Annotated in this window: 25 protein-coding genes; 12 read left to right on the forward strand and 13 right to left on the reverse strand. The window is 30.9% G+C overall.

The window, feature by feature from the left end; all coding sequences use genetic code 11:
* The first annotated feature begins 103 nt into the window (after positions 1 to 103).
* Together ACTTAQ_RS00490 and ACTTAQ_RS00495 are read left to right on the forward strand one after the other, a co-directional pair.
* Positions 104 to 1393, forward strand: coding sequence for an ammonium transporter (locus tag ACTTAQ_RS00490; RefSeq protein ID WP_440694591.1), 1290 nt, complete (start codon positions 104 to 106; stop codon positions 1391 to 1393).
* A gap of 79 nt (positions 1394 to 1472) precedes the next feature.
* Positions 1473 to 1718 (forward strand): hypothetical protein, encoded by a 246-nt coding sequence (locus tag ACTTAQ_RS00495; protein WP_440694593.1) that lies wholly within the window; start codon positions 1473 to 1475, stop codon positions 1716 to 1718.
* A 121-nt stretch (positions 1719 to 1839) separates the two neighbouring features.
* Here ACTTAQ_RS00495 and typA read toward each other — a convergent pair whose 3' ends face one another.
* The 5 genes from typA to ACTTAQ_RS00520 form a co-directional block, all read right to left on the reverse strand.
* On the reverse strand, positions 1840 to 3663 hold the full coding sequence (typA, locus tag ACTTAQ_RS00500; protein ID WP_440694595.1) for a translational GTPase TypA: 1824 nt from the start codon (positions 3661 to 3663) through the stop codon (positions 1840 to 1842).
* A gap of 247 nt (positions 3664 to 3910) precedes the next feature.
* The gene (locus ACTTAQ_RS00505) at positions 3911 to 5140 is read right to left on the reverse strand and encodes an MFS transporter (RefSeq protein ID WP_440694596.1); all 1230 of its coding nucleotides are present in this window, start codon (positions 5138 to 5140) and stop codon (positions 3911 to 3913) included.
* 7 nt (positions 5141 to 5147) lie between these two features.
* Entirely contained in the window at positions 5148 to 5483 is a 336-nt protein-coding gene (locus ACTTAQ_RS00510; RefSeq protein ID WP_440694598.1) for a thiol-disulfide oxidoreductase DCC family protein, read from the reverse strand.
* A complete protein-coding gene (locus ACTTAQ_RS00515; protein ID WP_440694600.1) occupies positions 5483 to 5677 on the reverse strand; it encodes a hypothetical protein in 195 nt (64 codons plus the stop codon). Before ACTTAQ_RS00515 ends, ACTTAQ_RS00510 begins: the two co-directional genes overlap by 1 nt.
* Positions 5670 to 5906 carry a hypothetical protein gene (locus ACTTAQ_RS00520; protein WP_440679149.1) on the reverse strand — a complete coding sequence of 79 codons (237 nt, stop codon included), beginning with the start codon at positions 5904 to 5906 and terminating at the stop codon, positions 5670 to 5672. Before ACTTAQ_RS00520 ends, ACTTAQ_RS00515 begins: the two co-directional genes overlap by 8 nt.
* Before the next feature lie 78 nt (positions 5907 to 5984).
* Between ACTTAQ_RS00520 and ACTTAQ_RS00525 the strand changes: the two genes are divergently transcribed.
* On the forward strand, positions 5985 to 6656 hold the full coding sequence (locus ACTTAQ_RS00525; protein WP_440694602.1) for a uracil-DNA glycosylase: 672 nt from the start codon (positions 5985 to 5987) through the stop codon (positions 6654 to 6656).
* Position 6657: 1 nt separating this feature from the next.
* Here ACTTAQ_RS00525 and ACTTAQ_RS00530 read toward each other — a convergent pair whose 3' ends face one another.
* The 3 genes from ACTTAQ_RS00530 to ACTTAQ_RS00540 are packed head-to-tail and all read right to left on the reverse strand — an operon-like array spanning position 6658 to position 8871.
* Complete coding sequence (locus ACTTAQ_RS00530) at positions 6658 to 7251, reverse strand: superoxide dismutase (protein WP_440679156.1); 594 nt, start codon at positions 7249 to 7251, stop codon at positions 6658 to 6660.
* Between the two features lie 15 nt (positions 7252 to 7266).
* On the reverse strand, positions 7267 to 8154 hold the full coding sequence (locus ACTTAQ_RS00535; protein ID WP_440694604.1) for a fumarylacetoacetate hydrolase family protein: 888 nt from the start codon (positions 8152 to 8154) through the stop codon (positions 7267 to 7269).
* On the reverse strand, positions 8155 to 8871 hold the full coding sequence (locus ACTTAQ_RS00540; protein ID WP_440694606.1) for a TVP38/TMEM64 family protein: 717 nt from the start codon (positions 8869 to 8871) through the stop codon (positions 8155 to 8157). It abuts the gene before it with no gap.
* 74 nt (positions 8872 to 8945) lie between these two features.
* On the opposite strand from ACTTAQ_RS00540, the gene rpmH reads away from it, so the two are divergent.
* Genes rpmH through ACTTAQ_RS00585 form a run of 9 tightly spaced genes read left to right on the forward strand, consistent with a single transcriptional unit; the run spans position 8946 to position 15787 of the window.
* Complete coding sequence (gene rpmH, locus ACTTAQ_RS00545; protein WP_440679159.1) at positions 8946 to 9080, forward strand: 50S ribosomal protein L34; 135 nt, start codon at positions 8946 to 8948, stop codon at positions 9078 to 9080.
* Between the two features lie 3 nt (positions 9081 to 9083).
* Positions 9084 to 9437, forward strand: coding sequence for a ribonuclease P protein component (gene rnpA / locus ACTTAQ_RS00550; RefSeq protein ID WP_440694608.1), 354 nt, complete (start codon positions 9084 to 9086; stop codon positions 9435 to 9437).
* A complete protein-coding gene (yidD, locus tag ACTTAQ_RS00555) occupies positions 9437 to 9694 on the forward strand; it encodes a membrane protein insertion efficiency factor YidD (protein ID WP_440694610.1) in 258 nt (85 codons plus the stop codon). The genes rnpA and yidD overlap by 1 nt, the downstream gene beginning before the upstream one ends.
* Positions 9684 to 11366: a membrane protein insertase YidC gene (yidC, locus tag ACTTAQ_RS00560; RefSeq protein ID WP_440694612.1), complete on the forward strand. Its 1683-nt coding sequence runs from the start codon at positions 9684 to 9686 to the stop codon at positions 11364 to 11366. The genes yidD and yidC overlap by 11 nt, the downstream gene beginning before the upstream one ends.
* Positions 11366 to 12226, forward strand: a complete 861-nt coding sequence (gene argB, locus ACTTAQ_RS00565; RefSeq protein WP_440679163.1) for an acetylglutamate kinase — start codon at positions 11366 to 11368, stop codon at positions 12224 to 12226. The genes yidC and argB overlap by 1 nt, the downstream gene beginning before the upstream one ends.
* A complete protein-coding gene (locus ACTTAQ_RS00570; RefSeq protein WP_440694614.1) occupies positions 12223 to 12894 on the forward strand; it encodes a pyrimidine 5'-nucleotidase in 672 nt (223 codons plus the stop codon). The genes argB and ACTTAQ_RS00570 overlap by 4 nt, the downstream gene beginning before the upstream one ends.
* The gene (gene dapD / locus ACTTAQ_RS00575) at positions 12894 to 13703 is read left to right on the forward strand and encodes a 2,3,4,5-tetrahydropyridine-2,6-dicarboxylate N-succinyltransferase (protein ID WP_440694616.1); all 810 of its coding nucleotides are present in this window, start codon (positions 12894 to 12896) and stop codon (positions 13701 to 13703) included. Before ACTTAQ_RS00570 ends, dapD begins: the two co-directional genes overlap by 1 nt.
* Positions 13704 to 13706: 3 nt before the next feature.
* Positions 13707 to 14867, forward strand: coding sequence for a succinyl-diaminopimelate desuccinylase (dapE, locus tag ACTTAQ_RS00580; RefSeq protein WP_440694618.1), 1161 nt, complete (start codon positions 13707 to 13709; stop codon positions 14865 to 14867).
* Entirely contained in the window at positions 14864 to 15787 is a 924-nt protein-coding gene (locus ACTTAQ_RS00585) for a histone deacetylase family protein (RefSeq protein WP_440694620.1), read from the forward strand. The genes dapE and ACTTAQ_RS00585 overlap by 4 nt, the downstream gene beginning before the upstream one ends.
* Here ACTTAQ_RS00585 and ACTTAQ_RS00590 read toward each other — a convergent pair.
* From ACTTAQ_RS00590 to recR, 5 genes are read right to left on the reverse strand one after another with little or no spacing between them, the layout of a single operon-like run.
* Positions 15784 to 17718 (reverse strand): acetoacetate--CoA ligase, encoded by a 1935-nt coding sequence (locus ACTTAQ_RS00590; protein ID WP_440694622.1) that lies wholly within the window; start codon positions 17716 to 17718, stop codon positions 15784 to 15786. The two genes, ACTTAQ_RS00585 and ACTTAQ_RS00590, sit on opposite strands and share 4 nt — an antisense overlap.
* 1 nt (position 17719) lies before the next feature.
* Complete coding sequence (gene truA / locus ACTTAQ_RS00595; RefSeq protein ID WP_440694624.1) at positions 17720 to 18457, reverse strand: tRNA pseudouridine(38-40) synthase TruA; 738 nt, start codon at positions 18455 to 18457, stop codon at positions 17720 to 17722.
* Complete coding sequence (gene fmt / locus ACTTAQ_RS00600) at positions 18457 to 19347, reverse strand: methionyl-tRNA formyltransferase (protein ID WP_440694625.1); 891 nt, start codon at positions 19345 to 19347, stop codon at positions 18457 to 18459. The genes truA and fmt overlap by 1 nt, the downstream gene beginning before the upstream one ends.
* 13 nt (positions 19348 to 19360) lie before the next feature.
* Positions 19361 to 19876, reverse strand: a complete 516-nt coding sequence (gene def / locus ACTTAQ_RS00605) for a peptide deformylase (protein WP_440679172.1) — start codon at positions 19874 to 19876, stop codon at positions 19361 to 19363.
* The gene (recR, locus tag ACTTAQ_RS00610; RefSeq protein ID WP_009373310.1) at positions 19877 to 20494 is read right to left on the reverse strand and encodes a recombination mediator RecR; all 618 of its coding nucleotides are present in this window, start codon (positions 20492 to 20494) and stop codon (positions 19877 to 19879) included.
* Between the last annotated feature and the right edge of the window lies 1 nt (position 20495).

Below are 20495 nucleotides of genomic sequence, written 5' to 3' on the forward strand. Positions count from 1 at the left end.
AAATGCATAGATGCTATGCTTTTATTATTCGTTATTACTTATTTACATAAGTGGTACTCAATCTTAACTTTTAAATTCTAAAAAAAACAAAGGGAGAAATTAGATGAAAATTTTTAAAACATTTTCTGCTTTTTTGGCTATCCTTATCTTGACCAGCTCAATAGCAACGGCTGACACAACTATCTCAAAAGAAGGTCAATATATATTTAATACATTGGCATTTTATTTGGGCGGGGTGTTAGTTGCGTTTATGGCTGCAGGGTTTTGTATGCTTGAAAGTGGATTGGTTACCAACAAAAGTGTGTCTACAATTGCGGCGAAAAATATTGGAAAATTTGCAATTTGTTCGATCATATTTTTTTTATTTGGTTACAATATGGCTTATGGAATACCAGAAGGTGGTTACATAGGATCGTTTACAATTTGGTCTGAAGGTTCAAAACTTGAAACAGGTTATTCTGATAGTTCTGACTGGTTTTTTCAAACTATGTTTGTTTGTGCAACAGTTTCTATAGTTTCTGGTGCGGTAGCTGAAAGAATAAAAGTTTGGCCCTTTTTTCTGTTTGCAGTATTAATGTCAGGTTTTATTTACCCAATTTCAATGGGATGGCAGTGGGGCGGAGGCTGGTTAAGCACAGCTGGCTTTTCTGATTTTGCAGGCTCAACTTTAGTTCACGCTTGCGGTGGTGCCGCGGCTTTAGCTGGTGTTATGGTTCTTGGGGCACGAACAGGTAGGTTTACTGGCTCTGGATCAAAAAGAGTTATGGTTCCTTTCGCAGCATCAAGTATACCTTTAACTACACTTGGAACATTTTTATTGTGGTTCGGTTGGTTCGGTTTTAACGGCTTTAGTCAACTAGCAATGGGAACATTTGATGATGCAACAGCAATTACTAAAATTGCAGTTAATACTCACCTTGCGGGTGCTGCAGGTACCTTTGCAGGAGCAGTGGTCTCAAGAATTCATGGTGGTAAAACTGATGTAATTATGATGTTAAACGGTGCTTTAGCAGGTCTGGTCGCAATTACTGCAGAACCTTTAACACCAAGTCCAATAGCAGCAATGATAATTGGATCCATTGGAGCAGTTATCATGTATTTTGGAACTAAAATGCTTGAAAATTTTGGTTTAGATGATGTCGTAGGTGCAATTCCAGTGCATATGTTCGCGGGAATATTTGGTACTTTAGTTGTTCCGTTTACTAATGGTGACACATCATTTGCTACCCAATTTACTGGCGTATTATCAGTTTGCATATTTAGCTTTGTATTATCGCTTGGTATATTCAAAGCTTTAAGTGCAACAACTGGTCTGAGAATAAGTAAAGAAGCTGAAAAGCTTGGAACGGATAAAGCTGAAATTGGTGTAGTCGCTTACGCAATTAGAGATTAAGCCATTTACACAAGTTAAGGGCCAGATTACTGGCCCTTAATCCTTTATAAAATATCCACATTTATGATAGTGTGAATTAATGATTAAAAAATTAATCTTACTTGCAGCAATTCTACTTCCATTTGCCTTATACTATTTATCGGTTGTCATTATAAAAAAAGATACCAATAAGAAATTACCAGTCATTCCACTCTCACTTGCTAGCATTTTACTTTTGGCCGGAGTTTTAATTTTTTTTAGATTTACAGATACTGATCCATCGGATGGAAAATACGTTCCACCACAATTTAAAGATGGAAAAATTATATCCCCAAAGACTCGTTAGAGTTTAAAAAGACTCACATATAAACACTGTTTGTAAGTCATATATCGTAAAAGTTTAATTTTAGAATCAAAACTGAATCAAAACGAGAACATGGGCTCTGATAATAACAGGATACTAACAGTTAAGCAGGAACGGCTTCTCTTTGCTGTCTTTTTCTTTCGTGTGCTAAAAGTAATTTTTTTCTAAGTCTTAAACTTTGAGGGGTCACTTCTAATAACTCGTCATCATTGACGTATGCCATCATTTCTTCAAGTGACATCTTTACAGGCGGAGTAAGAGACACTAGTCCATCACTTCCTGCTGCTCTCACATTAGTAAGTTTTTTTCCTTTTAAAACATTGATTTCAAGATCATTTTCGCGGTTATGTTCACCTACAATCATTCCACCATAAACTTTAGTTTGTGGCTCGATAAACATTAAACCTCTGTCTTGTAAGTTAAAGATTGCATACGCTACGGCTTCACCATGATCTGTTGATATTAATGCACCATTTCTTCTGCCTTTGATATCTCCTTTAAATGGTCCGTATGAGTCAAATACTCTGTTCATAACTCCCGTTCCACGAGTCTCAGTTAAAAATTTGCTTTGGTAACCAATCAATCCTCTTGAAGGTGCTTTAAAGATAATTCTTTTTTTGCTTTGCCCTGTATCCCTCATATCAACCATTTCACCTTTTCTTTGGTTCATCGAGTCAATCACAGTACTTGCATATTCTTCATCAACATCAATGGTTACTTCTTCCATCGGCTCTAACTTTTGTCCGTTTTCTTGCTTGAATAATACTTTTGGTCTTGAAACTGATAATTCAAAACCTTCTCTTCTCATCGTTTCAATTAAAACGCCAATTTGAAGTTCGCCACGACCACCAATTTCAAATGAGTCTTTTTGATCATTTTCTTTATAAGAAATAGCAACATTTGTTTCAGCTTCTGCTAATAATCTTTCTCTAATCATTGTTGAAGTTACTTTTTTTCCCTCTAATCCTGAGATTGGGGAGTCATTTACTGTAATCGTAACTGACATCGTTGGCGGGTCAATTGGAGTTGATTTTAAAGGCTCATTAACTTCAGGATGACAAATGGTATCTGAAACCGAGGTAGTTTTTAATCCAGCAACACAAACAATGTCTCCAGCCATCACCGTATCTGTTGCAACTTTAGTCGTGCCTGAAAATGTGAATAATTTTGTTAATCTTCCATCTTCAACTTTTTCATTTTCTAAATTTAAAGCTTTTACCGTATCATTAACTTTTGCAATTCCATGAACTACACGACCAATTAAACAACGTCCAAGAAAAGAGTCTGAGTGAAGCAAAGTTGATAACATGGCAAATGGTTTACTTAAATCAACATCTGGCTCTGGCACATGATTTAAGATTAAATCTAATAAAGGATGTAAATTTTCTCTTGGTTGATCAAGTTCATAATTACACCATCCATCTCTTCCTGATGCATATAAAACTGGAAAATCTAATTGCTGATCATTAGCATCAAGTGCTACGAATAAGTCAAAAATCTCATTTATCACATCTTTTGATCTTGCATCAGATCTATCAACTTTATTTATAACAACGATTGGTCTTAAACCTTGAGCTAATGCTTTTGATAACACAAACTTTGTTTGTGGCATTGGGCCTTCTGCTGCATCAACTAGTAGAATGACACCATCTGTCATTCCTAAAATTCTTTCAACCTCACCACCAAAGTCTGCGTGACCTGGTGTGTCTATAATATTAATTCTTGTATCTTTCCAAACCACAGAAGTTGGTTTTGCTAAAATTGTAATTCCTCGCTCTTTTTCAAGGTCACCACTATCCATCACTCTTTCATCGACATGCTGGTTATCTCTAAATAAACCACTTTGTTTTAAAAGATTATCAATCAACGTTGTCTTTCCATGATCAACGTGTGCAATAATTGCAATATTTCTTAAGCTATTAGTCATAAAACTTGCGCTTGATACACTTTCTCCCTTTAATTACTACCTAAAAATAAAACAGTGAATTAACTGCCCTATTCCTTGTTTTTTTATCTTTGCACCTGTTCTGGGGAATCACTATTTTTGATATTTTGGTGACTACTTACGATAGTCGAAGCAGTAGCTAAAAATACAAAAAATAGCATTACAATAATTTTTCTCATACTTGTTTTGTAAAAAACAAATAAGACAATGAAGAAACTGAAATGTGTCTCTAAAATGACCGTGATAACACTCTTCGATTCAATTTAGTTGCATAATAGGATGCAATTAATCCAGAAATTCCTAAAAATGAAAAAGCATAAATCCAGTTTGTGTTTTTTGACAATGGTAAATATGAATTTGATACATCCATGATAAATCCAAATATACTTGGGGTTATAGAGCCAAAACCTATACCTATAATTGATCTAAAAGCTAATGATCTTCCCAATACGTTCCTTTTTGTAACATCTGTTAAGGCAGCTGTTAAAACACCTGAATCACCTAGGGTAAAGAAACTATAAAAGAAACTTATTATCAATATAGTGATCCAATACCATTCAGTCACCCATCCTATTGTAAAAGACAAAGCTGAGCTAGAAATTGCAAAAATTATTAAAACATTTCTACTACCAAAGCGGTCTGAAAACATGCCGCTGATTATATTTGCAAAAACTCCTGTAATATGGATTGTAATTGAAATTAATAAACCAAGTATAACAGGATTTATTGAGGCTTTATCAATCAAAACTATACTTAAAAATACAGGCATCCATGCCCACATACCAAATAGCTCTATGCAGTGAGCCGTATATCCTTTGATTAAGGTACGATTTTGATATGACTGTTTTAAAATTTTAAATTTTTTAACAATTTTAAAATCTAATTTTTTATATAAATCTTTATGACAACAAAAATAAAAGCTAGCTAATCCAAAAAAAGTTAATATAGAACAAATTAAAAAACCATCTTTAAAGTTATAAAAATTCGAAAAAATAAAGCTTAAACTTAACGAAACAACATAACCTAAAGATTGTCCTCCAAGCATCATACCCATTGCAAATCCTTTTCGGCTTTTACTAAACTTTTCAGATACTAAAATCATTGACGGTCCATAAATACCACCTGCTGCTATTCCAAGAATAAAATTTAAAAATAGTGCTGAAAAAAAATTATTTGCGTATAAAAAAAATAAAAAGGAACCAATCACATTTAATACTGAAGAATAAATTAAAATTTTACTTGGATTAATAAAATCAGAATAATAAGAACTTAGGTATAGAGCACCTGCAAGACCAAAAAAATGAGCTGTTTGTATTATACCTGCGCTTGTTGAACTTAAATTCCACTCATTCATTAAAAATGAAATCGAGCCTACATACATAAAAAATGATGCAGCAGTTAAAACTCTTCCAAAAAAAAGAAGGTATAACCAGTTCCAATTCAAATTAACTTTAGACATTTAAATTTTATGAAATTTTATTTTTTAAATATAAAAAATAAGCCACAATTTCATAAAAAAAAGAAAATATTTGAAAAATAATTGGTAATTTAAATATTCGGTATAAAAAATTTAATTTTGGTATTTTTGACCATAAAATTAAAAAGGCACTAGCTCCTTTATAAAGTTTTCCATCTTTCATCACATGCAATCTTCTAGATAATTGATCTGTTGTTAAATTAGTAAGTTTTGCGTCCTCTTGATTTATATCAAACCATTCAAGGTTATTTTCCATTTTTTTATATAAATCTATTTCCTTCTTACAAACACTACAGGATTCATTAAAAAAAACTTTTGTGCTCATTATCTTTTTTTCTTAGATTTTTTTGATTTTTTTTTCTTTTTATTCTTTTTCTTTCTTCTTAATTCTTTAGCTAATTCTCTTTGTTTTTTCTCAACATTATCTTTTAATAAAGATAAAATTCCAAAAACTATTAGAGCACCCGCCCCAAGTAAACCGTAAGATAATAATGCTTCGATTGGTAAAGGTTTAATCATCTTCCTCCTCTTCTAACCATTGTTCCATAAATACTTTATGACACGCGTAACAAATGATTGGTATTGAACAGAAAAAACCAATTGTAACACCAGTTTTAATTCCAAATTCAATACAAGAAAAATGAGTGAGCGTTATAGTTGGTACTGTACATACCAAAATTAAATATGGAACACGCCATTTAAATGGTGGTTTAAAATATTTAATTAAATATATAATTTTTAAAAACATAATTTTTTAATATTTTATATTTTTAATTTGCTATGTATTATTTACAACCCTTAATCAGCCAAATAAAAATTTAATAAATTGAAAAAAATATTTTCATCATTTGTAAAAAAAGTTCATAAATGCAAAAAATGTCCGCGGCTTGTACAATTTAGAAATAAGATTTCATCTGAAAAAAGAAAATCCTATCAAAATCAAACCTATTGGAACAAACCTGTTACAGGTTTTGGTGATCTTGGTGCTAAATTAATATTAATTGGTTTAGCTCCTGCAGCTCATGGTGCAACACGAACCGGTCGCGTTTTTACGGGTGATAAATCAGCAGATTTTTTATTTCAATGTTTGTTTAAATCCGGGTTAAGCAACCAACCAAATTCTGATCATATCAAAGATGGACTTAAATTAAAAAATACTTTTATTACTTTAGCTTTAAGATGCGTACCGCCCCAAGATAAACCAAAGACTATAGAGTTAAAAAATTGCTCTAGTTTTTTTAAAGAAGAATTAAAGATGCTTAAAAATAAAAAAGTTATTATTGCGCTTGGTAAAATTGCCTTTGATGCATGTATCAGATTTTATAAAGAAAATTATAATATCTCTGGTTCATTTAAATTTGCTCACGGTGCAAAATATAAAATTAATGATGTTTATTTAGTTGGTTGTTATCATCCCTCTCCTCGAAATGTGAATACAAAAAGAGTAGATATACCAAAGATGGTATCCTTATTTAAGAAGGCTAAAAAATTAGGTTAAATTAATCTAAAAGAGAAGCGACGTGTTCCCAATTTACAAGATCATTAATGAATGCTTTTAAATAATCTGGTCTACGGTTTCTATAATCAACATAATAAGAATGCTCCCAAACATCGCATCCTAGAATAGGTTTCATATTATCCACTAAAGGGTTTGAAGCATTTGCAGATTTAGTAACAACTAATTTACCGTTATCAATTGCTAACCATGCCCAGCCTGAACCAAATTGAGTAACGCCAGCTTGAATAAAGTCTTCTTTAAATTTATCGACACTCCCAAAATCAGATACAATTCTTTTTTCTAATTCTGAAGGAATCGCTCCACCACCTTTTGGCTTCATACATTTCCAAAATAAAATGTGGTTCCAGTGCTGTCCTGCGTTATTAAAAATTCCAGCCTTTGATGAATCTTTTGCAGTTTTTTTAATGATATCTTCTAATGATGCGTCAGCTAAATCTGTATCTTTAACTAAATTGTTTAAATTTGTAACGTAAGTTTGGTGATGTTTTCCATGATGTAAGTCTAATGTTTCTTGCGACATCACTGGTGCAAGAGCATCGTTTGCGTAATCTAATTTTGGTAATTCAAAAGCCATAGTCAGCTTATATGATTAAATAACTTCGTTTTCAAGTGTTCCAATGGGCTCAATAGAAACTTTTACCTTATCGCCTGGTTTTAAAAACTTTGGTGGATCAAAACCAATACCAACTCCAGCTGGTGTTCCAGTTGCAATAATATCTCCTTCTACCAATGTCATAGATTTGGTTAACGTTTCTATTAAAACAGGAATGGTAAAAACCATATCTTTTACAATTCCAACTTGTCTTTCTTCTTCATTTACAAAAGTTTGTAATTTTACTTCATCAATATTATTGATTTCATCTTTAGTAATAACCGCTGGTCCCATTGGACAGTAAGTGTCTGGACTTTTTCCAATAAACCATTGTTTGTGATTATTCTGCAACTCTCTTGCTGTTACATCATTAATAATTGTATAACCAAAAATAATATCAAACGCATTTGCCTTACTTATATTTTTTGCTCTTTTTCCAATAATAACGCCAAGCTCACCTTCATAATCTGTCGTTTTAGTTTCATCATTTTTAATTTCAATTTTATCATTTGGTCCGATTACTGAGGTCGTGGCTTTATTAAAAATAATTGGTTTTGTTGGAACAGCTTGTTTTCCTTGCAATGTATTAAATGATGACCTTTGAACTTCTTTCGCATGTTCAGCATAATTTTTACCAACACATATAATATCTCTAACTGGTACTGGAATAGGTGCTAAAATTCTTACCTCATTAACTTTATAATGAATGTTACTAGGAGAGTTTAATGTTTTTATTTTTGACTCTAGAGATGAGAAGTTTTTAATAATATCATTTAAGTTATTTGGAATAGTGCTGTCTAAATGGTTTAAATCTATGATGCCCTGGCCTAATAATTCTAAACCAACTTTTATATCTTTATTTTTTTCAAAACTAATAAATCTCATCTAAACTCCTTTGTTAAAATATTTTTTTTTCACAAAATTTGCAATTAAAGACATCATAGCCAACGCTAGTAATGGGAAAAATATTTCAGGTGAAAATAATAAATTAAGGTTTAAATCTTTATCGCTTTCAAATGCATTACTTAAACCACTAAAAATACTAACAGAAATAATAATAGGTGCAGCCTCACCAAATAGAGTAGCTAGAAAAAAATTTTTCAACTTCATGTTAAATAATACTGGAAGTAAATTTTTAATTGGAAATGGTATACCAGGTATTACTCTTAAACTAAAAAAATAGCTTAATTCATTCTGATTTACGTTTTGTTTAATACTTGCATATTTTGTACCTAAATATTTTTCTACCAAATCTTTAAAATAATGATTTGCAAAAAGGTAAAGCAAAGTTGCACCTATAGTGAACGAAAAAATTGATAATATTGATCCAAGAATTGTTCCAAAAGCGAAACCAGCAAAAATAACTAGAGGAGTTCCAAAACCCATTAAAAAAACCCAAATAATTGAAAAGAAAAAATATACCGAGCTTATGAGAAACAAATTTTGGTCTCTTAACTCAAAAATATAATTTTTATTTTCTACTAGGTATGACGGACTCAAAAAGGTATTTGCTCCAAAATAAAAAAAGGCAATGACAACTAAACTCACAATGCCCAAATATGCTAAACCAAGGAAAATTTTAATTTTTGATAGTCTATTCATTAATAATATTGCCGATAATTTTTACTGTACATCCAAATAAGAATTTCTTATAAGAGCCAAAATTAATTATAACAATGAAAAGAACTTATCAACCAAGTAAAAAAGTTAGAGCCAGAAGACACGGATTCAGATCTAGAATGGCGACTAAGAACGGCAGAAAATTAATAGCTAGAAGAAGAGCTAAAGGTAGAAAAAGAATTTCAGCATAACAAATGCCGAGCACAATAGTCTTCCACAGTTTAAGCGGAAGCAAAGAATTTAAAGAAGTTCTCTCTGGGAAAAAAGTCAGCTCAAATCTCTTTACAATTTTTTATAAAAACAAAAATAACAGTGATCAAGACAAAGAAATTTTATTAAGCTGTGTTGCTGCAAAAAAACTTGGCAATGCTGTTAAAAGAAATCGAATGCGTAGAAGATTAAAAATGGCAACACGTAAGGCTATTATTGAAATTAAAAATAATTTTAAAAAAAAATTTAAATATGCAATTTTTGCTAAACCAAAAATCTATGATGAAAATTTTCAAAATATTGTTAATGAGCTCACGAGTAAACTGAGGTCTATCTAATGAAGTTAATCGAACATTTCATATCAGGTTTACTAATTGCTATTATAAAAACTTATAAGTATTTGATTTCCCCTCTTCTAGGACCGAATTGTAGGTTTTTGCCAACATGTTCTGATTATTTTATCGAGTCGATTCAAAAAAAAGGTTTTTTAAATGGGTGTTATTCAGGTATGAAAAGGATCTTAAAATGTCATCCAATTAAATTTTTGGGTGGTAATTCTGGATTTGATCCAGTGGAGAAAAAAAATGGAAAATAAAAATGTTCTTGCAGCTGTAGTCCTTTCGACATTTGTTATAATGATGTGGCAGTTTTGGTACGGTGAACCTGTGCCTCAAACACAAAATCAAGAACAAGTACAGCAACAACAATTAAAAGGCGACAAACCATCAGCGCCTTCTATTTCACAAAAAAAAGTTGAAACAAAATTAACAAGATCAGATGCCATTAATCAAAGTGACAGAATAAAAATAGAAAACAGTTCCATTGTAGGCTCAATAGCTTTAACTGGTGCATTAATAGACGATGTTACGTTAAAAAATTATAATCAAGATAATACAGGTGATCAAACAAAAGTAATTTTACTTAATCCTAAAAAATATGACCAAGCTTATTTTCTAGAAACAGGTTGGGCTACATCAGGAAATGAAATTGTACCAGATAATCAAACTTTATGGACTGCAAAAGGAAACAAAACACTTACACCAAATACTCCTGTAGAATTAGAGTGGAATAATGGTCAGGGATTAACTTTTGTAAAAAAGTTTACAATTGATGATCAATACCTCATTACAATTAATGAAGAGATAAAAAATAATTCAAACCAAACTGTAAATCTTTTTCATTATGCTCAAATTACAAGACAAGAAAAACCAGAAATCCAAGATTTTTTTATTCTACATGAAGGATTACTTGGAATTGTTGATGAGACGTTAACTGAAGAAGATTATGATGATGTTGTTGAAAAAAAGAAAACATTTAATGGATCACAAGGATGGGTTGGTATTACAGATAAATACTGGTTAACAGCTGTAATTCCAGAAAAAGGAAAAAATTTTAAAGCAGAATTTTCTTACGATAAATCATTTAAATCAAATTATATTGTTACTGATGCAACAACGGTTAATGTAAAACAAACTGGTTCAAATATTTCAAACCTATTTATTGGAGCAAAAGAAGTATCTGTCATTGATGGCTACGCTGAAAGTAAAGGGTTTCATAAATTTGATTTAGCAATTGATTGGGGTTGGTTTCACTTTTTCACAAAGCCACTATTTTTTATAATTGATTATTTATTTAAATGGTGTGGAAATTTTGGAATTGCGATTATTCTTTTAACAGCTGGTGTACGATTAATATTCTTTCCACTTGCAAATTACTCTTTTGTATCAATGGCAAAAATGAAAGCGTTACAGCCCGAGATGCAAAGGTTAAAAGATTTATACAAAGAAGATAAGCAAAAAATTCAAATGGAAATGATGAATTTATACAAAAGAGAAAAGGTAAACCCTATCTCTGGTTGCTTGCCTGTGATGCTTCAAATTCCATTCTTTTTTGCAATTTATAAAATGTTATTTGTAACAATTGAAATGAGACATGCTCCTTTCTATGGTTGGATACAAGATTTATCTGCTGCAGATCCAACATCAATATTTAATTTATTTGGCTTGATACCTTGGGATCCTCCAGGATTTTTAATCATTGGCGCTTGGCCGATTATCATGGGTGTTACAATGTATATTCAACAAAAATTAAACCCTGCACCACCAGATCCTATTCAAGCAAAAATCTTTATGTTTTTTCCTTTTTTCCTAACAATCTTGTTAGCCTCTTTCCCATCTGGGCTAGTCATTTATTGGTCTGTCAATAACGTTTTAACAATGGCTCAGCAGTACGTTATTATTAGAAAAACAAAAGTTAAAACTGTTTGATGGATTTAAAAGATTTTTGGCCTCAAAAAGATGCTCCATTAATTGAAAAAGCACAACAATTTGTAGAGAAATACAAAGGTGAAAAAATTGTTTTAAAGTATGGTGGCCAAGTCATGGCTAGCGATCAATTAACAAAAGCTTTTGCTCAAGATGCAGCGATATGTAATTTAATTGGTATAAAAAATTTAGTTATTCATGGTGGCGGGCCTCAAATTAAAAAAAAATTAGAAGCACAAAATATTCCAAGTAAATTTATTTTAGGCCTAAGAGTAACAGATGAAAACGTAATTAAAATTGTTGAAGACGTCTTGCTTAATGAAATAAATCCTGATCTAGTTAATACAATTAATTCGTTCAAAGCTAATGCTGAAGCAGTTACAGCAAGAAACACAAACAGTATTTTAAAAGTAAAAAAAGCTAAAAACCCGGAGCTAGGCTTTGTTGCAGATCCTGAAGAGATCGATATTGATAAGTTAAATCATATTCTTAATGATAACAAAGTACCAGTAATTGCACCGATGGGTCTTGGTGAAAATGATCAAGTTTATAATATTAATGCTGATACTGCAGCTGGAACTATTGCAATAAAAGTTAAAGCCAAGAGGTTACTTTTAATGACCGATGTTCCTGGCGTTAAAGATAAAAATGGTGACTATATTTCAAAATTAACCGTGGCAGAAGCACAGGCATTAATTGATAATGAAACAATTACAGGTGGAATGATACCGAAAATTCAAACCTGTATTTCAGCGATTAATAATGGTGTAGGCGGTGTTGTAATAATAGATGGAACTAAACCACATGCGGTACTTCATGAGTTGTTTACAGATGAAGGCGCTGGTACATTAATTGTAAAATGAAAGATTTAGCAACAGTTAAACATTGGATCTTTGACTTAGATAATACACTGTATTCCGCTACTACAAATGTTTTTGGTAAAATTGATAAAAAAATGTGTGAATTTATCATGGAAAATTTAGATGTCACAAAACAAGAAGCTGTAAAAATAAAAAATGATTATTTTCATAAGCATGGAACAACTTTGAATGGTTTAATGAAAAAGCATGATATCGATGCACATCATTTCTTAGAATTTGTTCACGATATTGACTATGATTTTTTAAAAAAAGACCCAGGTCTTAATGAGCAAATTCAAAATTTACCAGGCGAAAAAATAATATTTACTAACGGTTCAAGAAAACATGCAGAACGTGTAATTGAAAGATTGGGTGTTGAAAAAAACTTTCAAAAAATATTTGATATTGCAGATTGTGATTTTATTCCAAAACCGGAAGTCGAACCTTATGAAAAATTAGTCAAAACTTTTAATATTAAATGTGAACAAAGTATCTTTATCGAAGATATCGCAAAAAATTTAGAGCCTGCACATAAAATGGGTATGAAAACAGCCTGGATTGAAAATGACGATCCTTACTGTAAGAAAGGATTTGATGGAAATCACGTACATTATACGGTAAAAAATCTTACAGAATTTTTAAAAGAAACTAACAAAATTATAGGCAAATAATGGAAAAAATTATTAATGATGCTTGGGAAAACCGAGCAAAAATTGACGGCAATTCAGATAAATCAATATTAGATGCAATAACTACAACTATAGAAAAAGTAGATAAAGGAGAAATCAGAGTTGCTGAAAAAAAAGGTGATGAGTGGGTTGTGCATCAATGGATTAAAAAAGCAATTTTATTAAGCTTTAAAACAAATGAAATGCAAACTCTTGCTGGCCCATATGCAACATGGTGGGATAAAGTCAAAGGTAAAACCGCTGGTTGGGGACGTGCAGAATTTAAAGAAGCAAATTTCAGAATGGTTCCGAATGGAGTAGTAAGACATGGTTCTTATATTGCTAAGAACGTGGTGCTAATGCCTTCTTTTGTAAATGTAGGAGCATATGTAGATGAAGGAACTATGATTGATACATGGGCATCAGTAGGATCATGTGCGCAGGTTGGAAAAAATTGCCATGTTTCAGGCGGTGCTGGAATTGGTGGAGTTTTAGAACCTATGCAAGCTAATCCAACAATCATTGAAGATAACTGTTTTATTGGAGCAAGATCAGAAATTGTTGAGGGTGTTATAGTTGGAGAAGGATCAGTGATTTCTATGGGTGTTTTTATCGGTCAATCTACAAAAATCATAAACAGAGAAACTGGAGAAACTATTTATGGAAAAATTCCTCCATACTCAGTTGTCGTACCCGGATCTCTTCCTGATAAAAGTGGAAAAGGACCTAGTTTATACTGTGCTGTAATTGTCAAGACAGTTGATGAAAAAACTAGAAGTAAAACTTCTATAAACGATTTACTAAGAGATTAATTGATGAGTAAGCTAATTGATGAAATTAGATTTACTCAAGAGCTAATTAAAAAACCAAGCGTTACTCCAAAAGATTTAGGGGCAATGAATGTTGTTGTAAAACATCTAAAAAAGCTTGGGTTTAAATGTAAATTAATGTCATTCCAAGAAAAAGGAACAGACAAAATAATCAATCTTTACGCAAAATACGGAAACCAATCGCCCAACTTATGTTTTGCCGGTCATACAGATGTTGTGCCAGCTGGAGATGTTTCTTCATGGTCTACTAATCCTTTTGGAGCCAAAATAAAAAAAGGCTACCTTTATGGAAGAGGTGTAAGTGACATGAAAGGTGGCATTGGATGTTTTATAGCTGCGGTTAGTCAATTTTTAAAAGAAAATAAAAATTTTAAAGGTTCTATAAGTTTTTTGATCACGGGTGATGAAGAAAGTGTTGCTATTAATGGAACAAAAAAAGTTGTTGAGTATTTAAAAAAGAAAAAAGAAAAAATTGATTTTTGTATTGTTGGAGAACCATCTAATAGAAGTAAATTAGGTCAAATGATGAAAATTGGAAGAAGAGGAAGTATTACAACTCATTTAACTGTTATTGGAAAACAAGGGCACATTGCTTATCCTCTAGAAGCTTTAAATCCTGCAACTCCTATAATTAAAATTTTGGATGAATTAAAATCTAAAGCTTTAGATAAAGGAAACAAAAACTTTCAACCATCTAATCTAGAGATTACGAAGATTAGTATTGATAATTCAGCTGATAATGTCATTCCCGCAAAGGCAAGTGCTACATTCAACATAAGATATAATACACTTCATACCTTTAGTTCTTTAAAAAAATACATTTCAAAAATTATTAAAAAATATGAAAAAAAATATAAATGCAAAACTCAAACTCAATTTCAAGGAACTGGTACGGCATTTTTAACTAAACCTAATCAAACAGTAAAAAAAATTCAAAGTATTATAAAAAAAGAAACAAAACAAAATACAGTTTTATCTACTATTGGAGGAACATCTGATGCTAGATTTATTAAAGACATAGCACCTTGCATTGAATTTGGTTTGGTTGGTAACACTATGCATCAAGTAGATGAAAGATCATCTATTAAAGATATGAAAAAATTAAAATCTATATATCTTAAAATTATTAAAAGTTTTTTTAATTGAAAACTTCGGTCATTACATCACTAACATATCAAAATCATGATACAGGGCCAAGTCATCCTGAGAGAGTCGATCGAGTCAAAGTAGTTAATGAAGAACTAAAAAAATTTGATAAAAAAATTAACTGGTTTGAACCAAAATTATTTGATCATAGTATAATTGAAAAAGTTCATAATAAAAACTATTTAGAAAAAATTTCTATTTCATTTCCAAAAAGTGGAATTCAATTTTTAGATGGAGATACAATAGTATCGCCAGGATCTAAAGAAGCTGCCTTAGATGCTGTGGGTTCAATAATTCTTGGTATTGATCAAGTCGTTAATAAAGAATTTAAAAATACATTTTGCTCAGTAAGACCTCCGGGACATCATGCTGAAAGTGATAAGGCGATGGGATTTTGTATATATAATAATGTTGCTATTGGAGCTGCTTACTTACTACATCATTATCAATATAAAAAAGTTGCAATAATTGATTATGATGTTCACCATGGAAATGGAACGCAGGAAATTTTTTATAATAATTCTAACGTATTATACATTTCAACACACCAATATCCTTTTTATCCTGGAACAGGTTCTGTAAATGAGAAAGGTGCGTCTAATAATATATTAAATATTCCTTTAGATCCTGGAACATCGAGTGATGTATATTTTAATAGTTTTGAAAATGTTTTAAAAAAATTAAAAAGTTTTAACCCTGAATTTATATTGTTATCTTCAGGTTTTGATGCTCATCAAAAAGATCCATTGGCACAAGTAAATCTAAAGTCTAAGGATTTTTATGAAATTACCAAAAGAATTATGAATGTTGCCGGTAATATTTGTGATGGCAGAATAGTTTCAATCTTGGAAGGTGGTTATGATCTTGATGCACTTAAAGAAAGTGCCTATGAACATGTTAAAGCTTTGATTGAAAATTAAATTTTTAAGTTTTTAAAAAACTCTAATGCTTCTGGATTTGCAAGAGCTTCTATATTATTAATTTTTTGTTTATTTAAAATTTTTCTAACTGCAATTTCTACAATTTTTCCACTTTTGGTTCTTGGAATATCTGGGCAACTTTTAATAATTGAAGGAACATGTCTTGGCGAACAATTTTTTCTGATTTTAGATTTAATATTCTTTATTAACTCATCATTTAAAACCATTTCCTCTTTAAGCTTAACAAAGAGCACGATCCTTACATCATCATTATGGTTTTGTCCGATAACTAAAGCTTCTGAAATCTCCTCAAAACTTTCAACTTGTCTATAAATTTCGGCAGTTCCAATCCTAACTCCTCCAGGCTTTAATGTGGCATCTGATCTTCCATAAATTATGTATCCCTGATTTTTTGTTTTTTGAATATAGTCAGCGTGATGCCAAATATTGTTATATTTTTCAAAATATGCAGATTTGATTTTTGTCTCATCAGAGTCATTCCAAAACTTTACAGGCATTGAAGGAAAAGGTTTTTTGACAACCAATTCTCCTTTTTCATCACTTAAAATACTATTTCCATCATCATCTAGAATATCAATTTCAATCCCCAAACTTGGACTTTGAATTTCTCCTGCATAAACAGATTGCAAGACATTTCCAATTACTAAACATCCAACAACATCTGTTCCTCCGCTAATAGATGATAAATGAACATCTTCTTTAATATTTTTGTAAACATATTCAAAACTTTCGCTAACCAAAGGTGATCCTGTAGATGTAATAGTTTTTAGATTACTTAAATCGTATTTCAAACCAACAAATTTTTCGTTCTTTAAATGATCGATATATTTTGCACCAACGCCAAATAATGTGAATTTATTTTTTTCACAATATTTAATCAAAACATCAAGAGACGGATAAAAAGGTGAACCATCATATAAATATATTGATGCCCCACATGATAAAGCTGCAACTTGCCAATTCCACATCATCCATCCAGTGGTTGTGAAATAAAAAACTTTATCGTTTTCTTTTACATCACAATGAATTGATAGTTCCTTTTTTTGTTCAATTAAGGCATTGCCTGCGCCATGCACGATACACTTTGGAATCCCTGTGGTCCCGCTAGAATATAAAATGTAAATAGGGTGATTAAATTCAAATCTTTCAAAATTACTGTTCTCATTGGATCTTTTTAAAATTTCATCAAATTTATCATAATCATGTTTTGCATGATCTGACTTATTGTAACTAAAAACTATAACTTTTTTTATTGAGGGTATTTGTTTTAAAATGTCTGGAATCCTATTGAGGACATCAATTTTTTTCCCATTATAAAAATAATAATCACAAGCAAAAAGAACTTTTGGCTCTATTTGTTTAAAGCGATCTACTACACCTTGAATACCAAAATCTGGTGAACAGCTTGACCATATACATCCGTTTTTAGCAGCTGCTAAAAAGCTTATTACTGTTTCAATAACATTGGGCACATATGCTGCAATACGATCATTTTTAACTAATCCAATTTTATTTAAAAAAGATGAAATTTTAAAAACTTTTTCTCGAAGCTCTTTCCAGGTAACAGACTCATTTAGACCATTTTCTTTTAATGAATGAATTGCAATATCATTGTTATTTTTAATTAATAAATTTTCTGCAAAATTTATTTTAGAGTCAGAAAAAAATTTATTTTTGTAAAAAACTTTATCACTAACTATTATTTGATTACCTTTTTTTCCAATAATATTTGCATAATCCCAATACTCGCTCCAAAAATTAGAAGGATTTTTAATTGACCAATCATGTAATTTTAAAAAGTCATCACTAAAATCAATTTTATATTTCTGAGAAATTTTGTCAGCAAAATTTTTTATATTGGAATTTTTCTTTCTAGTTTTATCTGCGCTCCATAATAATTTATTTTCCATTTTAATATTCAACATTCTCTAAATACAAACCACATGCAGGTGCAGGTGTTGCGCAATTATTTCTATTTTTTGATTTTAAAGCTTCATCAAGATCTTTCAATGACCATTTTTTTTCTCCAACAAATTTAATGGCACCAACCATAGACCTTACTTGATGCTGCAGAAATGATCTTGATTTAACTGTATAAATGATTTGATCATTATTTTTCTGTAATTCTGAATAAGTTATTTCTCTTATCGGAGATGTAGCTTCACAAGAAGAAGCTCTAAAGGTTGTAAAATCATGTGATCCAAGAAATGTTTGAGAAGCCTCCTGCATTAATTTAAAATCTAAATTTTTTGTTACATGCCAAACCTGATTTTCTAGAATTGCCGGCGAAGCTATACGGTTTAAGATTTTATATGTGTACGTTCTTAATTTTGCATCTCTACGAGACTCGAAATTATTATTTGTAAAATCTAAAGATAATATGCTTATATTTTTTTTTTTTAAAAAATGATTAAGTCCAAGTAATATTTTTTTACAATCAAGTTTATCCTCGTAATCAAAATGGAAAACTTGCCCTACAGCATGAACACCCGAGTCTGTTCTTCCTGAGCCAAAAATTTTTGTTTTATTTAATTGTATTTCTAAAAAAGATTTCTCTATTATTTGCTGAACTGTATTTCCATTGGGTTGTGACTGCCAACCCTCAAAATCTGTACCATTATATTCAACAACAGCTTTATAACGAGGCATCAACTAAATTTATAACCTTTAAGAAATTCTTTAATTTTTTGTTTATTTTTACCGGGTTTTTGAATTTCTAAAATTTCAATATATTTATCTTTGCAAGCAACAAAAAGACTTTCATCTACAATATGAATATGACCTGGTTTTTCCGCTATTTTATCTGATAACTTACATTCGAATATTTTTAATTTTTCATTATTATAATCAAAATATGACCCAGGGCTTGGAGCTAGCGCATGTATGCGAGCAACAACAGTTTCGGCTTCCATATTCCAAATAATTTTTTCATCTTCCTTTGTAATTTTTTTAGCATATGTCTTTAAATTATGATTTTGTTCTTTAAATTCATATTTACCCTCATTTATAAGCTCAATAGCTTTTACAATTAAATCTGATCCGATTTCGGAGAGTTTATGCTCAACATCCCCATGCTTAGAGTAAATATTTATTGGAAGGCTTTGTTTTAGTAAAACTGGTCCACTATCAAGCTCTTTTTCAATTTTCATTATAGAAATCCCTGTAGATTTATCTTTATTCATTAATGACCGCTGTATAGGAGCTGCACCCCTCCAGCTTGGTAAAAGCGATGCATGAATATTAATAAACAAACATTCTTTTAAAAAATCATCTGGTATAATTTGTCCATAGGCAGCTACAACTACTAAACTAAATTTTTTTGATTTAAAAAATTCTAAATCATCATTTAATCGATTTGGCGTTCTGACGTCTAAATTTAATTGGTTTGATATTTCATGAACTGGGCTCGATAACTCCTTCATTCCCCTTTTAGATTTTCTTGGAGGTTGAGCAAATACAGTATCAACTTTAAAGACTTCATTAATTTTTTTAAGTGCAGGAACAGCAAAACTTGGTGTTCCCATAAATGCTATTTTCATAATATTTCGATTATTAAACTTGTTGTTCTTTTTTTGCTTTAATTAATTTTTTTATAATCATATCTTTTTTTAACTTTGATAAATAATCGATAAAAAGTACACCATCACAATGATCCACTTCATGCTGAATACAAGTAGATAGGAGATCTTCAGCTTCAATCTCTTGTTGCTTGCCATCATAATCAAGATACTGAAGTTTGCATTTTGTAGGTCTAACTACTTCCGCAAAATATCCAGGGATAGATAAGCATCCTTCTTCCCTAGAACTTAATTCATCAGACTTCCAAATAATTTTTGGGTTTACAATAAATAATGGTTTTTTTGGCTCATCCTCTTTTGCAAGATCTATAACAATTACTTTCTTTAAAATTCCAACTTGAGGTGCTGCAAGTCCAATACCTGGTGCTTGATACATCGTCTCTAGCATATTATCCATCAACGCTCTAATATCATTATCAACTTTTGAAACTTCGTCAGACTTTTTTCTAAGAATTGGATCTGGCTCTTTTAGAATTTCTAACACTGACATTTATTTTTCTCCTATAGAATTTCTATATTTAAAAGCTGAAAATAATGTTCCATCATCTAAATATTCAATCTCACTTCCAACTGGTAAGCCATGTGCTAATTTAGTAATTTTAATGTTTAGGTTTTTCAAACTATCATTAATATAATGTGCAGTAGTCTGACCCTCGATTGTTGCTGAAGTTGCAATAATTACTTCTTTAACATTATTTTTTTTTACTCTGTCTATAAGAGAGCCAATCAATAAAGACTCGGGATCTGAACCATTTAAGGCCGATAAAGTTCCGCCAAGAATATGATAATGACCCTTGTAAATATTCGTTGCCTCCATTGCCCACATATCCGCTATATTTTCAACAATACAAAGCTGATCATAAGAATTATCGATATATTCACACTTACTAATCGTACAATTTGCATCTACAGATTTAATAGCGCCACAAATTTTACATCTTAAAATCTTTTCATGGGCAATACCCAGCGTATCCGCTAAAGGCTTCATTAAATTTTCTTTGTTCTTAAAAAGATGTAACGCAATTCTTCTTGCAGATTTTGGCCCTAAACCGGGAAGGCGTGATATTAGGCTAATTAAGTTATCTAATACAGGTTCAGTGAATTTCATC

The sequence above is a fragment of the Candidatus Pelagibacter sp. HIMB109 genome, from assembly GCF_052048155.1.
Lineage (GTDB): Bacteria > Pseudomonadota > Alphaproteobacteria > Pelagibacterales > Pelagibacteraceae > HIMB114.

What these genes read in the sequence shown, in the direction of transcription:
- ACTTAQ_RS00490 (WP_440694591.1), top strand. Translation starts at nt 104, where the DNA reads ATGAAAATTTTTAAAACATTTTCTGCTTTTTTGGCTATCCTTATCTTG.
- ACTTAQ_RS00495 (WP_440694593.1), top strand. Translation starts at nt 1,473, where the DNA reads ATGATTAAAAAATTAATCTTACTTGCAGCAATTCTACTTCCATTTGCC.
- typA (WP_440694595.1), bottom strand. Translation starts at nt 3,663, where the DNA reads ATGACTAATAGCTTAAGAAATATTGCAATTATTGCACACGTTGATCAT.
- ACTTAQ_RS00505 (WP_440694596.1), bottom strand. Translation starts at nt 5,140, where the DNA reads ATGTCTAAAGTTAATTTGAATTGGAACTGGTTATACCTTCTTTTTTTT.
- ACTTAQ_RS00510 (WP_440694598.1), bottom strand. Translation starts at nt 5,483, where the DNA reads ATGAGCACAAAAGTTTTTTTTAATGAATCCTGTAGTGTTTGTAAGAAG.
- ACTTAQ_RS00515 (WP_440694600.1), bottom strand. Translation starts at nt 5,677, where the DNA reads ATGATTAAACCTTTACCAATCGAAGCATTATTATCTTACGGTTTACTT.
- ACTTAQ_RS00520 (WP_440679149.1), bottom strand. Translation starts at nt 5,906, where the DNA reads ATGTTTTTAAAAATTATATATTTAATTAAATATTTTAAACCACCATTT.
- ACTTAQ_RS00530 (WP_440679156.1), bottom strand. Translation starts at nt 7,251, where the DNA reads ATGGCTTTTGAATTACCAAAATTAGATTACGCAAACGATGCTCTTGCA.
- ACTTAQ_RS00535 (WP_440694604.1), bottom strand. Translation starts at nt 8,154, where the DNA reads ATGAGATTTATTAGTTTTGAAAAAAATAAAGATATAAAAGTTGGTTTA.
- ACTTAQ_RS00540 (WP_440694606.1), bottom strand. Translation starts at nt 8,871, where the DNA reads ATGAATAGACTATCAAAAATTAAAATTTTCCTTGGTTTAGCATATTTG.
- rpmH (WP_440679159.1), top strand. Translation starts at nt 8,946, where the DNA reads ATGAAAAGAACTTATCAACCAAGTAAAAAAGTTAGAGCCAGAAGACAC.
- rnpA (WP_440694608.1), top strand. Translation starts at nt 9,084, where the DNA reads ATGCCGAGCACAATAGTCTTCCACAGTTTAAGCGGAAGCAAAGAATTT.
- yidD (WP_440694610.1), top strand. Translation starts at nt 9,437, where the DNA reads ATGAAGTTAATCGAACATTTCATATCAGGTTTACTAATTGCTATTATA.
- yidC (WP_440694612.1), top strand. Translation starts at nt 9,684, where the DNA reads ATGGAAAATAAAAATGTTCTTGCAGCTGTAGTCCTTTCGACATTTGTT.
- argB (WP_440679163.1), top strand. Translation starts at nt 11,366, where the DNA reads ATGGATTTAAAAGATTTTTGGCCTCAAAAAGATGCTCCATTAATTGAA.
- ACTTAQ_RS00570 (WP_440694614.1), top strand. Translation starts at nt 12,223, where the DNA reads ATGAAAGATTTAGCAACAGTTAAACATTGGATCTTTGACTTAGATAAT.
- dapD (WP_440694616.1), top strand. Translation starts at nt 12,894, where the DNA reads ATGGAAAAAATTATTAATGATGCTTGGGAAAACCGAGCAAAAATTGAC.
- dapE (WP_440694618.1), top strand. Translation starts at nt 13,707, where the DNA reads ATGAGTAAGCTAATTGATGAAATTAGATTTACTCAAGAGCTAATTAAA.
- ACTTAQ_RS00590 (WP_440694622.1), bottom strand. Translation starts at nt 17,718, where the DNA reads ATGGAAAATAAATTATTATGGAGCGCAGATAAAACTAGAAAGAAAAAT.
- truA (WP_440694624.1), bottom strand. Translation starts at nt 18,457, where the DNA reads ATGCCTCGTTATAAAGCTGTTGTTGAATATAATGGTACAGATTTTGAG.
- fmt (WP_440694625.1), bottom strand. Translation starts at nt 19,347, where the DNA reads ATGAAAATAGCATTTATGGGAACACCAAGTTTTGCTGTTCCTGCACTT.
- def (WP_440679172.1), bottom strand. Translation starts at nt 19,876, where the DNA reads ATGTCAGTGTTAGAAATTCTAAAAGAGCCAGATCCAATTCTTAGAAAA.
- recR (WP_009373310.1), bottom strand. Translation starts at nt 20,494, where the DNA reads ATGAAATTCACTGAACCTGTATTAGATAACTTAATTAGCCTAATATCA.